This window comes from Planctomycetia bacterium, assembly GCA_021413845.1.
Taxonomy (GTDB): Bacteria; Planctomycetota; Planctomycetia; order Pirellulales; family PNKZ01; genus PNKZ01.
In genome coordinates, this window is sequence record JAIOPP010000015.1 from 39,853 (window position 1) to 54,641 (window position 14,789).

Sequence of the window (14,789 nt, forward strand, 5' to 3'; positions counted from 1 at the left end):
CAAACATCCAAGACGTTCAAACGCAACAAGAAAAAACAACTTCGAGATCCAGTGAGCTGGAGTGCTCACTTTGGGTCGATATTAAGCGATTGAATTCCGGTTAGCCGGGAACCAACAGAATTTGCTCGTCGGCACTGATGGCCTCAGGCCACTGACGTCTGCAGCGTCGTGATCGAGAACCGGTCGCGATCTGAAGCAAACTACCAAAAAGAGTCGTCTGCGCGTTCACTCACCGCCTGAAGACGGCACTCCGCGATCTTGCGCACCAGATCTTCCGGCAGGGGCTTATCGTAGGGTAGTTGAAGGATCCCCTGCTTGGTCGTCTTGTACGGCTTCAATTCTTCGCGAAACGGTTCCAACCCTGCGGCCGTCGGTGTGAAACCGAGATGTGCTTTGTGCGCGGAGAACGCGAACAAGAACCTGGGCTCCACGAAGAAAGGGGTTCCCCACTTGATCGCTTCCTCGGCCTCGGGCGCGACGCTCTTGAGGATCGCATATACCCGGCGTAAATGCGGCCGGCCTTCGCGCGGGGCAGCTCGGATATACTCGGCGATCGTCGTCGGACTCTTGCTTGCCATCTCTGGGGTCTCCATCACGGACGCATGCCGCCGCATACTTTCACCACGCAATTGACCAGCGGAGACCCTATGAAGATTAACCATCCGAGTAGTCCGGTTAAAGCTCATCTACGCGGCGGTAGATTGACCATTCAACGATAGCCGACACTATCATCGGTGTATCGCCCCGCAGAAAAATCGGAAATCGGCTGTAAGAAGGGGCGTAGCCGCCGGTATTTTCTGTTAGATGCGGTTCCAAGGTTTCACATCCGAGGAGGTTACCATGAGCCAGTCCAGTAAAGTTTTGTATACGGCGAAGACACACACCACCGGCGGTCGCGACGGTAGTTCGCGTAGTTCCGATGGGCATCTCGAAGTGAAGTTGTCGACGCCCGGCACCTCGGGTGTCGGCACGAATCCGGAACAGTTGTTCGCGGCCGGTTGGTCGGCCTGTTTCGAAGGGGCGATGGGGCTCGCGGCTCGCAAGCTGAAGATCGCGCTCCCGGCCGATACGGCCATCGATGCGGAAGTGGATCTTTGCTTGGCCGACGGTGCTTACTCGCTTCAAGCCCGACTCAACGTCAGCCTACCGGGCTTGGAACGTGACGTCGCGCAAGCCATCGTAGACGCCGCCCACGAAACCTGCCCCTACTCGAAGGCCACGCGCGGCAACATCGATGTCACGATCAATCTTGTGTAGTTAGAAGGAGCATAATCATGAATGCGCCGCATAAAGTCGTCGTCGTCACCGGGGCATCGCAAGGAATCGGGGAGGGTTTGGTCCGTGGGTTTCTCGACCAAGGCTACCAGGTCGTCGCCAACTCGCGATCGATTAAGCCGGATTCCTCGGCCGATGTACTGGCCGTTGCGGGCGACATCGCCGACCCGGCGGTCGCCGAGCGGGTAATCGCGAGCGCGATCGAGAAGTTCGGCAGAGTCGATTCGCTGATCAACAACGCGGGGATTTTCATTTCCAAGCCCTTCACCGAGTACACCGCAGACGACTTCGCTCGCGTGTTGTCGGTGAACCTCGCCGGGTTCTTCCACATCTCACAGCGGGCCGTGAGACAGATGTTGACGCAAGGGGGCGGTCATATCGTCAACCTCACGACAACGCTCGTCGATCAGCCGGTGAAAGGGGTTCCCTCGGCGTTGGCGAACCTGACTAAAGGCGGCCTCGACTCCGTAACGCGAGCGCTCGCGATCGAGTATGCAGACAAGGGCATTCGCGTCAATGCAGTGGCGCCGGGTGTGATTAAGACGCCGATGCACGCACCCGAGACTCATCCCTTCCTCGCCGGGCTTCACCCGATGGGGCGGATGGGCGAAGTCCGCGAAGTGGTCGAGGCGGTCTTATACTTGGAATCGGCCACGTTCGTAACCGGTGAGACACTCAACCTCGACGGCGGCGCGCATGCGGGCCGCTGGTAAATAGCGAAGGAGATTCATCATGCCTCCATCTCGCTTCGCAGGCGCGCCATCAACTCGGCCGCGGGAAGCGCTCGGGCGAGCGGCGCGCCTTGACCGGCCCATTGCGCGCCGTAGCCGAATTCGCCGGCCGTCTTCGCTGCTGCGTGCAGCGCTTTCCCGGCATCGTAAGCGGTCGGATAGCTCGGGATCGCTTCTTGTTCGATGTCCGATCCGAGTGCCGTGAAACGGTTGGCAAGACAGCGCGCCGGGCGGCCCGAGATCGCCGAGGTCACGACGGTGTGCTCGGCGGCAGGGCTGAAGAGCGCGGCTCGGAAGCCTGCGTCGGCAGAAGATTCGGGACAAGCGATGAACGCAGTTCCCAATTGCGCGGCGGCCGCTCCGAGCGCCAGCGACGCGACGACTCCGCCACCGTTCATGATCCCGCCGGCGGCGATCACCGGAACATCGAGCTTCTGCGCGAGGAGTTGGGTCAGAGCCAACGTTCCAAGTCGATCGTCGGGCGCATCGGGATCGAACATTCCGCGATGTCCGCCGGCTTCGTACCCTTGAGCGACGACGGCATCGACACCTACGGCAACCGTGGCCCTCCCCTCAGTAAGATTCGTCGCCGTCGCTAAGAGCAGGATACCCGCGGCGCGCAGCGCTTCGATCCGCTCGCGGGCCGGCAAGCCGAAGTGGAAGCTGACGACCGCCGGGCGCTCCGCGAGCAGAACGGCGAGCTTCGCATCGTCCGTTAGAAACGAGGTATAAATCTCGGTCAGGCGGCTCGGCGGCTGCACACCGTACCGAGCAAACTCGGGCTCAAGCCGAGCAATCCACGCCGCCTCGCGGGCGGAGTTCGCGACGGCCGGCTGGTGGCAGAACACGTTGACGTTGAACGGACGATCCGTCTTCGATCGGACGGCGACGATCATCCGCCGTGTGGTTTCCGCGTCGACCGACCCGACGCCGATGGAGCCGAGCCCGCCGGCGTTCGACACCGCCGCAGCCATCTCCGGCGTGGAGATGCCCGCCATCGGGGCCTGAATGATCGGCAACTCGATCCCGAGCGTGTGGAGGAGCGTGTTCACAGAAATTCTCTCGCGGCGCAACGACAGCGGTCGCATTGTACTTGGATCTTCACTGCCGTTTGGATCTTCACAGTCATAAGATGCAATTCATTGACTGTCACTTATGGGTCCTTTACCATTTGCATATGGGGATTTTCCCGGAACTCCCACTTGGCGCTAAGGTGCTCTGCTTCTGAGTCTTTTTAGAATTATCCCCTAAAGCGACCTGCGATCGAAGGGAGGCTCACGATGAGACACACCCAACTTCCGCGTCGTAGTCTGTTGCAAATCGGGCTCTTCGGAACTCTCGGCCTATCGTTGCCGGAATGTTTACGACGGCAAACGCAAGCCGCACCGGCCGGCGGCAAGAAGCTTAGCGCAATCTTCGTCTGGCTGGGTGGCGGTCCTTCGCATCACGACACCTTCGACCCCAAGCCCGACGCCACAGCCGAAATCCGCGGCATGTTTCGCCCGATCGCGACGTCGGTACCAGGCATCCGAGTCGCCGAATCGCTCCCTCGATTGGCTCCGAGGATGGAGCAGCTGGCCGTGATCCGCTCCGTCACGCATGCCGATGCAGCCCACGAGCCGGGTGTTGCGCTCATGCAGACGGGATATCACTCCCGTCCGGGAACCAACTTTCCGAGCATGGGTGCGATCGTCGGTTACGAACGCCGCAGCCGATCGCAGGAAAACGGCCTTCCCGCTCACATCGCCGTTCCGAACGGCGACCTCGGCGCGGGGCATCTGGGGAGCAGTTACAATCCGTTTCGGGTCGGAGGAAACCCTAGCGCTCCGGATTTCCAGGTTCAAGACCTCGGCAACCCCGGCGGCTTGTCGGTCGCACAGCTTCACCAACGTCATGAGTTGCTGCGGCGCGTCAACAACGATTTCCGTGTACTGAAAAATTCGGACGTGCAGCAATCCGTGGACCGGTTCGGCGAACAGGCCTTCAAGCTGATGGTCACTCCCGAAGCCCGCACGGCCTTCGATCTGACCCGTGAAAGCGCCGCGACACGCGATCGATATGGCCGCACGCAGGTGGGCCAAAGCATGCTGATGGCTCGACGTCTGATCGAAGCAAACGTCCCTTTCGTTACGGTCAACGACGACGAATGGGATCATCACAGCAACATTTTTCCTCGGCTTAAAGAGAAGTTGCCGCCGGTCGATCAGGGGCTCGCCGCTCTCGTCGGCGATCTTGCCGATCGCGGTCTGCTCGACCATACGCTGGTCGTGATGATGGGTGAATTCGGGCGGACGCCGAAGATCAACACCATGGGAGGCCGCGATCATTGGTCGCGTGCGTTCTCGGTCGTGCTCACCGGCGCAGGGGTTCGCGGCGGACAAGTCATCGGGGCTTCCGATGCAGACGGGGCGTTTCCCGCCGATCGCCCGGTAACGCCCGCCGATCTCGCGCACTCGATTTATAAGCTGCTCGGCCTCGATCCCGATCGCGAGCTTCCGACCACCTCGGGCCGACCGGTTCAGATCGTACGCGACGGAACTTTCATACGTGAACTTTTGGGTTAACGACGCCTCGTCGTCGCAGCGCGCACTCCCCGATCATTATGAGAGGATGGCTTATGTTGCCGGCGATCGCCAAAGTAGGCGGCATTTTTCATCCGCTGCTTGAGGCATCGGTCGCGCCGCTATTCCTGTTTACCACTTTCGGCCATGCGCTCATTGCGATGGCCGCTCCTCCCGAGCTCGATTTGATCGTCCCCCAGCATTTCACTCGCGGCAAGACGACCATCGTCCGTTGCTTCGGCAAGAACATGGGGCCGAAAGCACAACTTGTATTGCCGTTTGCCGCAGAGGTGCGCGAAACGTCCGCGTCGGATAGCAGCCCCAGCTTCTCGGTGACCCCTGCGCCCGATGCCTTGCTGGGAGTTCATCCGATCCGGCTGCGGACGACGGAAGGAATCTCGAACCTCCGTCTTACGGCTGTCTCGGACATGCCGGTGGTCGTCGAGCAGGAACCGAACGATCGCGAGGAGCAAGCTCAACGTATCGAGGTCCCCGTCGTCGTGACGGGTCCGCTCGACCATCCGGCGCGCGATACGGAACTGTTTCGCTTTTCCGCCGTCGCAGGTCAGCGTCTTACGTTCGTCACGCAGACACGCCAGCTCGGCCTTTCGCCCGATCTACGCATGTCGCTCTACGACGCACACAGGCACATGCTCGCGACCGCGGAGGGAACGCCCGGCATGTTTGAAGACGAACGGATCGACTACACGTTTCCGACGGCAGGCGAATATTTTCTAAAAGTTCACGATGCCGACTACAACAACGTCGGCTGGACGAATCACTACAACGTAAAGATCGGGCCGATGAACTACGTTCGCACGGTGTTCCCGCTCGGCGGACGACGGGGCGAGCCGATTCGGGTCGCGGTGTTCGATCGCGATGGCGAGCAAACGATGATCGAGACGCGAGTTCCTGCAAACCCGATCGTCGACTATTGGCGGATGCCGCTGGACGATTTTCCGGGCTCGCTCCCTTGGCCTCTCGCCGCCGGGGAGCATCCCGAGGTATTGGAAGCCGACCTTTCGAGCGTAACGGATCAGAGCATCGATGCCCGACACGTCGACTGGCCGACGACCATCAACGGTCGGATCGAACAGCCGGAGGAGCAAGACAGTTACCTCTTGAAGGTCAAGCCGGGGCAAAAGATTCGGGCCGTGGTCGATGCCTATTATCTCGGCTCTCCGTTGGACGGTCACTTGCTGGCTTACGATCCGCTCGGCAAGAAGCTCCTGGCACAGAACAACGACATGCACTTACGGGGCAACGTCGACCCGGGCCTCTGGTTCGAAGTGCCGGCCGGCGTGACCTCGGTGGTCGTCTCGTTGCGGGATGTCTTCGGTCGCGGTGGGCGCGAGTATCCGTACCGGTTGACGATCGAAACCGGCGGCCCTGACTTTCTCCTCTCGCTCGGCAAGGAGAATTTCCGCTCGGAGAACGACAAGTCGCGACTTTACGATCGGGCCGACACGCTCAACCTACGCCTCGGCAAAACCGAGACGCTCCCGATCAGCGTTGCGCGCGGACCCGAACAGGCTCCCTACCATTTCGGCCCTCTACAGGGCTTCACGGGTCCGATCACGGTTCGCTGCCTCAACGCTCCACCCGGCATTACGATCGAGTCGATCACGATCGCCGCAGGCAAGACCGAAGGAGCGCTCACGGTTCTCGCCGCAGACAATGCTCCGCGAACTCCGTTCGAGCTGACGATCATCGGCGAAGCCTTGCGCGACGACGGCACGAAGATTTTTCGGGTTGCCGAACGACGACTATTCCTCTGCGAGCCGGCGTTCGGAAACATGAAATGGAATTACGTCTCGCGGCAACTCACTTGCCTTGTGCTCGATCCGCAAACCGTTTCGGCGAAGCCTGCCTCTGAGGAACCCGTTTCTAAGGGAACCGTGAAATGATTTCCCGAGCACGACTTCCTCTATTGCCGGCGTTGGCGTTTTTACTGGTGATCGCAAGCGGCGCCCGCGGCGCTCCGCCGCCGATGGTTGCGATCCCCAACATGCCCACGGACATCGTGCGGCTCAAGATTCTGCCCGACAAGATCGTGCTGCGCGATCGGCGCAGCCGGCAACAACTGGTCGTCATGGCGACCGATCGAAACGGCTATGAATACGACGTATCGCAACTCGCGCAGTGGCAGACCGGCTCGGACGCAGTGAGCATTGATTCAACCGGCGTCGTTCGTCCGCTCCATCTCGGCGCTGCGCAACTCACGGCGCAGGTAGGAGACGCCGCCGTCGAGTGTTCGATCTCGGTCGATGCTCTTGCGCAGTCGCAGCCCGTCAGCTTCGTCAACGACGTGATGGCCGTGCTCGGTAAGTCGGGCTGCAACGCCGGGGCATGTCATGGGCATGCGTCGGGCAAAGGGGGATTCAAGCTGAGCTTGCGCGGATACGATCCAGCGGCCGATCACCAATCGCTGCTGCGTCAGCATTTCGGCCGCCGAATCGACTTGCAATCGCCCGAGCAGAGCCTGATTCTTCGCAAACCGATGGGCGAGTTGCCCCACGGCGGAGGCCGACGGCTTGAGCCCGGCTCGGAGTCCGTCGCGTTGCTGCGGCAGTGGATCAACGACGGCGCGCAGGAAGACCTCGGGCGCGCAGCCAAACTGGAAAGGCTCGAAGTCCTCCCCGGCGATCGACTCTTCGCCCAACCGGGACTGACGCAACAACTCATCGTTCGCGCCTACTTCGCCGATGGCGCCACTCGCGACGTCACGGCTCAAGCGATCTACGAACTCACCAACGACGACGGCGTCGCTCGCGTCGATGAGCAAGGGCGTGTCACTGCCGAGCGCGAAGGAGAGACCGCCGTATTGATTCGCTTCCTGGGAAAGATGGCGCTCAGTCGAGTTCTCGTCATTCGTCGCAAGCCCGAGTTCGTTTGGAAGGATTTAACTGCGCACAATTTCATCGATGAGCATGTGTTTCGTAAACTGCGCGCCATCCAAGTGCTTCCGTCCGAGCTGTCGACCGATGTCGAATTTCTCCGACGCGTGAGCATCGATACGATCGGCGTCCCCCCGACGAGCGAAGACGTTCGCACGTTCCTCGCCGATCGCAGCCTAGACAAACGGGCACGGAAGATCGATCAACTCCTGGCCGACGATCAATTCGGCGAGCAATGGGCGCTGTACTGGCTCGAGCTCTCCGGCGCGACCGAGTCGGGTGCGTCCGTCGGTCGGAGCGGCATGTGGGCTTTGTATGGCTGGCTGCGAGACGCGTTCAATCAAAACCTCCCCTACGATCGCTTTCTGCGGGAGATCGTAGCGGGCAAGGGAAGCGTGATCGATTCGCCGCCGGCCGCGTTCGGCTTCAGCATTCCCCGGGTCGAGGCGATCCCGCAAGCGTTTCTCGGAATGCGCGTGCAATGCGCACAATGCCACGATCATCCATTCGATGTTTGGACGCAACACGACTACAACTCATTGGCTCGCTTCTTCACCAACACGATCAAGAAGGACGGGCCGCGGTTCTACGTCGATGGTCAGACGCTCGTTCCGCCCGATAAGTTTCTGCCGTGGCTCCAAACCAAACGAGATGCATTGCGGCACCTCGATGGCTCCGTGGTCGAAGTCGCCGCGACTAAGGACTATCGCGAAGCGCTGGCTGATTGGATGCTCGGGCCCGCCCGCCGCTGGACGGCCCGTGCGATCGCGAATCGAGTTTGGGGCAAGTATCTCGGCCGCGGTATCGTCGAACCGGTCGACGATATGCGGTTCAGCAATCCTCCGGTGAACGAACCGTTGTTGGATGCCTTAGCCGACGAAATGATCGAACATCGGTACGACTTCAAACACCTAGCGCGAGTCATTCTTAACTCACACGCTTATCAAGCGAGTTCGAGCGCAAACGCCACGAACGCCGATGACTTGATGAACTTTTCGCACGCCCCGTTGCGAAGGCTTACCGCCGAGCAATTGCTCGATGCCTTATCGCTAGCGACCGGCATCGAAGAGGAAATTCCCGGCGCACCCCAAGGAACACGGGCAGCGCAATGGGCACCGCTGAATACGGGCTCGCGCTTCCTCGAAACATTCGGTCGCCCCGTCCGCAGAGTCACGGCTTGCACTTGCGAGCGCACGGCGGAAACGACGCTCTCTCAGAGCCTGCACTTGATGAACGGAACGACGGTAGAGACGAAACTACGCTCCGAGCAGGGAGCTATTCAAGAACTATGGAAGCAAGCCGGCCCGGACTCGCAAAAGATCGAGGAATTGTATTTGCGTATTCTCTCGCGCTCTGCGACACGGAGCGAACTCAAATCCGCCGAAGACTATTTGCGCCGAGCGACTCAGCCCAGAGAAGGATTTCTCGACCTAGCTTGGGCTTTCCTGAATAGTCAGGAATTCCTCTTCAATCACTGACGCGATTACAACCACGCCGGCACTACCTCCGTTCCCGATGCGATATTGGCCGATCGAGCGTGTTATTCGGCGCGATGGAGAGCCGGCGGGCGGGGGAATTCCGCAGGGGGTTGAATTATCGAGATCCGCTAGCCGGCACCCCTAAATCTATGTAACCTAGAGCGGTGCCCCCCCGCCCGTTGCATCAGCACCGCAGTATCAGCTTCGCCGAGGCAGCAAACACGCTCGTAGCGAATCGCGCAACTACTCACGCCTAGCGGTTTTCATTTATGAATCGCACCGACTTCGTCGAGTTCATCACAACCGTCGGTATCGTCTCTTCGGACGAAGTGACGACGGTCGTAAAAAATAATCCGCAAGTAGAGTTGGACGACGCGCAAGCCCTGGCGAAGCTCTTGGTGCAACAAGAGAAGCTGACGAAGTACCAAGCGGCCGCGATTTACCAAGGCAAAGGGAAGTCGCTGGTCTACGGCGAGTATCTGGTGCTCGATCGGATCGGCGCCGGCGGGATCTACGGCGAGTATCTGGTGCTCGATCGGATCGGCGCCGGCGGGATGGGCCAGGTCTTCAAAGCGCGACACTTGCGGATGGACCGCATCGTTGCGCTCAAGGTCATGTCGCAAGCGGCGATCAAAAGCGCGGATGCGATCAAGCGGTTCGAGCGCGAAGTCCGCGCGGCAGCCAAGCTCACGCATCCGAACATCGTGCATGCCTACGACGCCGGCGTGCAAGACGGCGCGCGCTATCTCGTCATGGAATACGTCGAAGGGTGCGACCTCTCGGCCATGTTGCGGCAGCACGTGAAGTTCGAAATCAAGCAAGCGTGCGGCTTCATCGAGCAAGCCGCGCGAGGCTTCGCCGCCGCGCATGCCAAAGGGGTCGTCCATCGGGACGTGAAGCCCGGCAACTTGCTGCTCGATAAGAGCGGCACGGTGAAGGTGCTCGACATGGGCCTGGCCCGTTTCGAAGACGGCGCGGTCGGCGGCGCGCTGCACGAAGGGGAGCTCACGCAGACCGGCAACGTGATGGGCACGGTCGACTACATGGCCCCCGAGCAAGCGCTCAACACGCATCATGCCGACGCGAAGTCCGACGTCTACGGCCTCGGCTGCACCTTCTATCGCGTCCTCACCGGCGAGCCGGTCTACGGCGGCCAGACGCTCGTCGAGAAGATTCTCGCGCATCGCGAGCATCCGATCCCGACCGTCCGCAAGCTCCGGCCCGAAGCGCCCCCGGCCCTCGACTTGCTGCTGACCCGCATGCTCGCCAAGAGCCCGACCGATCGGCCGACGATGCAAGAGGTCGCCGACACGTTGGCGGAACTCGACTACGCAGCCGACGGCAGCGGCGGCGGCGGTTACGCCGTGTCACAGGAAGCGCCCGCTCCCGCGATGTCGTTTCCGCCTCAGACGTTCGGCCAGTCGCTTCCCCCCTCGACCACGATCGGGCCCGGTGTCCTCTCGAAGGCCGCGGTGGTGCCGAAGACTACGAAGAAATCCAACGCGCCGCTGCTCATCGGCGCAGGCAGCGCCGCCGTCGTCGTCGTCGGAATCGCCTCCTTCCGCAACGCGCGCTGCGACCTCGCCCCCTCCCTCGGTATCCATTTCCAACGTGACATCGACGTCGAACACGACGAACTCCAATTCGAATTCGCCGCCGCGAGTGAACAGTCCACCGGTCTTCACAGGGGTCGTGACCAGCACTCCGGAAGTTCGAGTCGCCGATCCGGAGATCGAACGCCGAGCGGCGATCAAAGTGTTGGAGTTGGGGGGGAGCGTCTTCGTCATGGCTCCCAACAGGTCCGGCGTTCAAGTTCAAAGTCTCGCGAACCTTCCTACCTATCAGTTTGCCGTCAACTCCATCAATCTGAATCGGAGCCAAGCGACCGACAAGGATCTGGAGAGTTTTCTCGGCTTGGCGCACCTCTATTCGCTCGACCTTTATTACACGTCGGTCTCGGATGCAGGTCTGGATACGATCAAGACGCTGACCACGCTCCACGTCTTAAATCTCAATGGCGGCGCCGATCGCATTACCGACGCCGGCGTGCAAAAGCTCGATACTTTGCGAAGGCTCACTTCGCTGATGTTGAACAACACGAAGGCGACGGGAGCGGCTGCGCGCGAGCTTCATAAGAAGATTCCCAACTGCCGAATCACTTGGACCGGCGGCATACTCGAGGGGGGGCCGAGTTCTTCTCCGTCGGTCACGCTGACGTTTAAGTCGCCGCCGACCGGAACGTCGGTCGCCGCCAGGTCGACGATCGACCAAGCGATCATCGCCGCAGGAACGCCGACATCGGAAACGCCGACCACTTCGACTACCACGACCGGAACGCCATCTACTGCAACAACTTCCACCACGACATCTACGACCATGCCTTCGACGGCGGTCGACGTTGCGACTGGTGCGAGCAGCGGACCGAAGAAGCTCGCGGTGCCTGCTACCGATGCCCAACAGGCGGCGCTCAAAACGATCAAGGAAATCTTCGCCGACGACTATACGGCAGCGAAAACTCCGGATCAAAAGGGAGCGTTGGCGGTGAAGTTGCTCGAGCAAGCGAAGCAAACGTTCGACGATCCGACCTCGCGCTATCTCTTGCTCAGCGAGGCCCGCGCGCTGGCGACCGAGGCCTCGTCGCTCGAAACGCTCCGCGATGCGCTGACGCCGCTGGTCGAAGAGTACGACGTCAACGAAGTGACGACGCTCATCGACGCCTGGACCGCGTTGCAAAAGCGTCCGCGGATCGAGTCGGCGACGATCCAGCAATTGTTCAAGGAAGCCAATGCGCGCTTCGACCAAGCGGTCATGGATGCGCGCTTCGACGATGCGAAACACTACGGCGAATTCGGTCTCACGACGGCCCGCCGCATTCCGAACTCCGCCGCGTCGGTCAAGCTGATGATGGAAAAGAACACGGCTTTGGCCGCACGACAAACCGAGTGGCCGGCGTTGAAAGCCCTGGCCGACACGCTCAAAGCGAATCCGGACGACGCCGCAGCGAACCTCGCGGTCGCTCGTTATCAAGCGCTGGTCGCGGAAGACTGGGCGAGCGCGTTTCCGTTGTATGCGAAAAGCGGCGATGAATTGTTGGTCAAGCTCGCGGCCAAAAGCATCGGCGACATGAACAACCCCACGGCGCAAGCCGCCGCGGGCGACGCTTGGTGGGACGCCGCGCAAGCCGCGAAGCCCCCGCAAAAATCCGAGTTTCTCGCCGCCGCTCAATATTGGTACGAGTTGGCCGGGCCCCTCCTGACCGGTCTGCCGAAGACGCGAGTCGAGAAGCGTCGCACCGAACTGAACACGACCGTGGCCGCGAGAAAAATTCCCGCCACGACCTTGCCCGGCTTCGTGCAAGCTTCGTCGCTCGCCTCGAACGACACCTCGACGAATGCCATGCCGAATCGCAACTTCGGCGACCCGACCTCGACCGTTCGCCGCACCACGACGAACACGGCAGCCCGCAACGGCGCGCCCGTCGACGAACGCCAAATCGCGCAAGCCCTCATCGCGTCCGGCGGCACCGTCAATCTGCGAATACCGACCCCGTCCGGCTCGTGGAACTACTTCAGCGTAACGCCGCGCGGGATTCTGCCGGCCGATAAATTCACGATCGAAAGCGTGACCTTCATGAATATGGGGGGGGTCGCGGATCCGGTCGAAGAAAACGACCTCATACCCTTGCTCTCGATTCCGAATTTACGGTCGCTGAGCATCCATATCCGAGTCGACTCCAGAGCCCTGCGGGTACTCAGAGGACTTCAAAATCTCGAGAGCTTGAGTTTCTTAAATACGCCGCTTACCGACGAAGACACGATCCACGTGCGCGGCCTCGTCAATCTTCAAAACCTGACGTTCTCTTATTGCCAGATCACCGATGCCGCTTTGAGCAACTTCAGGGAGCTGACCAATCTCAGAACGTTGAATCTGACCTCGACGCAAATCACCGGCGTCGGGTTCAGTCAGTTGAACGGGCTCACGCAACTACGTTCCCTCAACTTATTCAATTCTCCGATCACCGATGCCGGCCTGCTTCAAATTCAGCGTCTAAGCTCTTCGGTAAGAACATTGGATGTGACGGGCAGCGCCGTTACCGATTCCGGGATGGCGAACTTCCGAGGCTTGACCGACTTGGAAAACCTCACCTTGCGAAATACGAGTACGACCGACGCCACGCTGCGGACGCTCGAAGGACGCACGCGGCTGCAACGGGTTGTAGTCAGCAAGAACATGACGACGGCGGGGGCTCAAGCTTTGCAGAAAGCGATCCCCAGCTGCCGCATCGAATTCCCGCAATAACCGCTCGTTCGCTATCTTCGCTCCGCGTCTTCCAATCGACGGTCGCCTACTTCGCGTCTACTTCACATCGCGCACAGGGCGCATTGCCGGGAGCGTGATCATCTTCTTCTCGTCAGCGGCTTCGCGCGCCCGCAAGACGAGATCGGTGGCGTAAAAGCAATCGTCGGCCGTGATGCGCGGCACGGGTCCGCCGCGCAAAAACTTGGCGAACTCGGCGAACAGCGGCTCGGTCGTGCCGAAGGGAATTCGCTCGACCTTCCCCCCCGCGATGAGCGTGATCGCGTCATCCCCTTCGTTCACTTCCACGATCCCTTTCGAGCCGACGATCCGGAGCCGTTCGTCGGCCTTCGTCGGCGCCTCGGCGGGCCGCAGATAATCGAGCCGAGCGGTGAACGACGCTCCGTTCGACAGCTGCGCGAGAATCGAGGCCTGGCTCTCCGTTCGGCCCATCTCCGGCCGGCCGATGTTGCCGTGCAACGCGGCCAGCTGCGTGAACTCCAAGCCCGTGATCCAGCGAATGATGTCGAGCGAATGAATCCCGATATAGGGAATGGTGCCGCCGAACCTCTCGCGACTGCGAAACCACTCCGCGCGCTCGCCCCAAATGTAAGAACGTTGCGTCGAGACCTGAGATACCTCGCCGATATCGCCGCGCCGAATGATCTCCCGGAGCCGGACGTTTTTCGCCTGATGCCGCAGTTCGAGCAGCATCGTGAGCTGCGACTTCGACGCGGCGAAAGCGGTGCGCAGCCGGTCCAAATCGGCCGGCGTCGTCGCCAGCGGCTTCTCCGCCACGACATGCACGCCGCGCTCGAGCAACGCCCCGATCTGCTCCGCGCGCAGGCCCGGCTCGTCCGCCACGCAACAGACGTCGGGCATCGTGTGTTCTAAGAGCTGTCGCCAATGGGCATACGTTTGCACGCCGCCGAGCAAGGGATCCTTCTCGACGAACGCCTTCAACGCCTCCGGATCCGCTTCCGAGATCGCCACGACCTCCACGTCCCCCAGCGCGCGCGCTCCGCCGAGCACGTTCCGCGCGTTCCCTTTCAAGCCGATGATCGCCAATTTCATATTCGAAAGACGTCCATAAGAAGGTCTCAGGCTTCGTCGCGGCATCCGCGCGACAAATCGACGCGGCCACGCTTGCGAAAAGTCTAGCGGCAGATCCGCCGTGAAGCGAATCTCCCTTCCGATACTCTGCTTTCCCGATTCGGAGCCGGGCAGAGTCGTATGCTCTGCTTTGCCTGTCGCTGTAGTCGGCTTTATGAATTGTAATGCTTGTGCAAGTAGGTGATGAAATGGGCCCGATCGGCAAACGCCGTAGGGGGGAGCGCGACAACGAGAATCTCGGCCGTTCGGGTCGTTCCGACTGCCCCGAAAGCAGCATAAGCAAATTCGGCAGCGACTCGCAGCGGAACCCTTTGTGGGTGAGGCGGCTTGCCTTAAAGTAGTTCGTGAGCTGGAGGTTCCGAGGTCTGCGGGCGAAGCGGCGGTTGCGCGCGCCGGCGACGCCGACGTTCGGCCTCCTTCCGGCAGTTCCCAACCCGA

Annotated in this window: 9 protein-coding genes; 6 read left to right on the forward strand and 3 right to left on the reverse strand. The window is 61.0% G+C overall.

Annotated elements, in window-relative coordinates:
- Nucleotides 1-200: 200 nt before the first annotated feature.
- Complete coding sequence (locus tag K8U03_03145; GenBank protein ID MCE9603878.1) at nucleotides 201-578, reverse strand: DUF1801 domain-containing protein; 378 nt, start codon at nucleotides 576-578, stop codon at nucleotides 201-203.
- A 262-nt stretch (nucleotides 579-840) separates the two neighbouring features.
- On the opposite strand from K8U03_03145, the gene K8U03_03150 reads away from it, so the two are divergent.
- Together K8U03_03150 and K8U03_03155 are read left to right on the forward strand one after the other, a co-directional pair.
- Nucleotides 841-1,257: an organic hydroperoxide resistance protein gene (locus K8U03_03150; protein MCE9603879.1), complete on the forward strand. Its 417-nt coding sequence runs from the start codon at nucleotides 841-843 to the stop codon at nucleotides 1,255-1,257.
- Between the two features lie 17 nt (nucleotides 1,258-1,274).
- Nucleotides 1,275-1,988 carry an SDR family oxidoreductase gene (locus K8U03_03155; GenBank protein ID MCE9603880.1) on the forward strand — a complete coding sequence of 238 codons (714 nt, stop codon included), beginning with the start codon at nucleotides 1,275-1,277 and terminating at the stop codon, nucleotides 1,986-1,988.
- 17 nt (nucleotides 1,989-2,005) lie between these two features.
- Here K8U03_03155 and K8U03_03160 read toward each other — a convergent pair whose 3' ends face one another.
- On the reverse strand, nucleotides 2,006-3,094 hold the full coding sequence (locus K8U03_03160) for a nitronate monooxygenase (GenBank protein ID MCE9603881.1): 1,089 nt from the start codon (nucleotides 3,092-3,094) through the stop codon (nucleotides 2,006-2,008).
- A gap of 192 nt (nucleotides 3,095-3,286) precedes the next feature.
- Here K8U03_03160 and K8U03_03165 point away from each other — a divergent pair, with 192 nt between their 5' ends.
- The 4 genes from K8U03_03165 to K8U03_03180 all read left to right on the forward strand — a co-directional run bounded on the left by K8U03_03165 (nucleotide 3,287) and on the right by K8U03_03180 (nucleotide 13,241).
- A complete protein-coding gene (locus tag K8U03_03165) occupies nucleotides 3,287-4,570 on the forward strand; it encodes a DUF1501 domain-containing protein (protein MCE9603882.1) in 1,284 nt (427 codons plus the stop codon).
- A 53-nt stretch (nucleotides 4,571-4,623) separates the two neighbouring features.
- Complete coding sequence (locus tag K8U03_03170; protein ID MCE9603883.1) at nucleotides 4,624-6,474, forward strand: PPC domain-containing protein; 1,851 nt, start codon at nucleotides 4,624-4,626, stop codon at nucleotides 6,472-6,474.
- Nucleotides 6,471-8,942, forward strand: a complete 2,472-nt coding sequence (locus K8U03_03175) for a DUF1549 and DUF1553 domain-containing protein (GenBank protein MCE9603884.1) — start codon at nucleotides 6,471-6,473, stop codon at nucleotides 8,940-8,942. Before K8U03_03170 ends, K8U03_03175 begins: the two co-directional genes overlap by 4 nt.
- A gap of 1,914 nt (nucleotides 8,943-10,856) precedes the next feature.
- Entirely contained in the window at nucleotides 10,857-13,241 is a 2,385-nt protein-coding gene (locus K8U03_03180; GenBank protein MCE9603885.1) for a leucine-rich repeat domain-containing protein, read from the forward strand.
- A 57-nt stretch (nucleotides 13,242-13,298) separates the two neighbouring features.
- On the opposite strand, the gene K8U03_03185 is transcribed toward K8U03_03180, so the two are convergent.
- On the reverse strand, nucleotides 13,299-14,312 hold the full coding sequence (locus K8U03_03185; GenBank protein MCE9603886.1) for a Gfo/Idh/MocA family oxidoreductase: 1,014 nt from the start codon (nucleotides 14,310-14,312) through the stop codon (nucleotides 13,299-13,301).
- Between the last annotated feature and the right edge of the window lie 477 nt (nucleotides 14,313-14,789).

Bases quoted from the DNA above. Each gene is read 5' to 3' on its own strand.
- K8U03_03145 (MCE9603878.1), bottom strand. From the start codon at position 578: ATGGCAAGCAAGAGTCCGACGACGATCGCCGAGTATATCCGAGCTGCC.
- K8U03_03150 (MCE9603879.1), top strand. From the start codon at position 841: ATGAGCCAGTCCAGTAAAGTTTTGTATACGGCGAAGACACACACCACC.
- K8U03_03155 (MCE9603880.1), top strand. From the start codon at position 1,275: ATGAATGCGCCGCATAAAGTCGTCGTCGTCACCGGGGCATCGCAAGGA.
- K8U03_03160 (MCE9603881.1), bottom strand. From the start codon at position 3,094: ATGCGACCGCTGTCGTTGCGCCGCGAGAGAATTTCTGTGAACACGCTC.
- K8U03_03165 (MCE9603882.1), top strand. From the start codon at position 3,287: ATGAGACACACCCAACTTCCGCGTCGTAGTCTGTTGCAAATCGGGCTC.
- K8U03_03170 (MCE9603883.1), top strand. From the start codon at position 4,624: ATGTTGCCGGCGATCGCCAAAGTAGGCGGCATTTTTCATCCGCTGCTT.
- K8U03_03175 (MCE9603884.1), top strand. From the start codon at position 6,471: ATGATTTCCCGAGCACGACTTCCTCTATTGCCGGCGTTGGCGTTTTTA.
- K8U03_03185 (MCE9603886.1), bottom strand. From the start codon at position 14,312: ATGAAATTGGCGATCATCGGCTTGAAAGGGAACGCGCGGAACGTGCTC.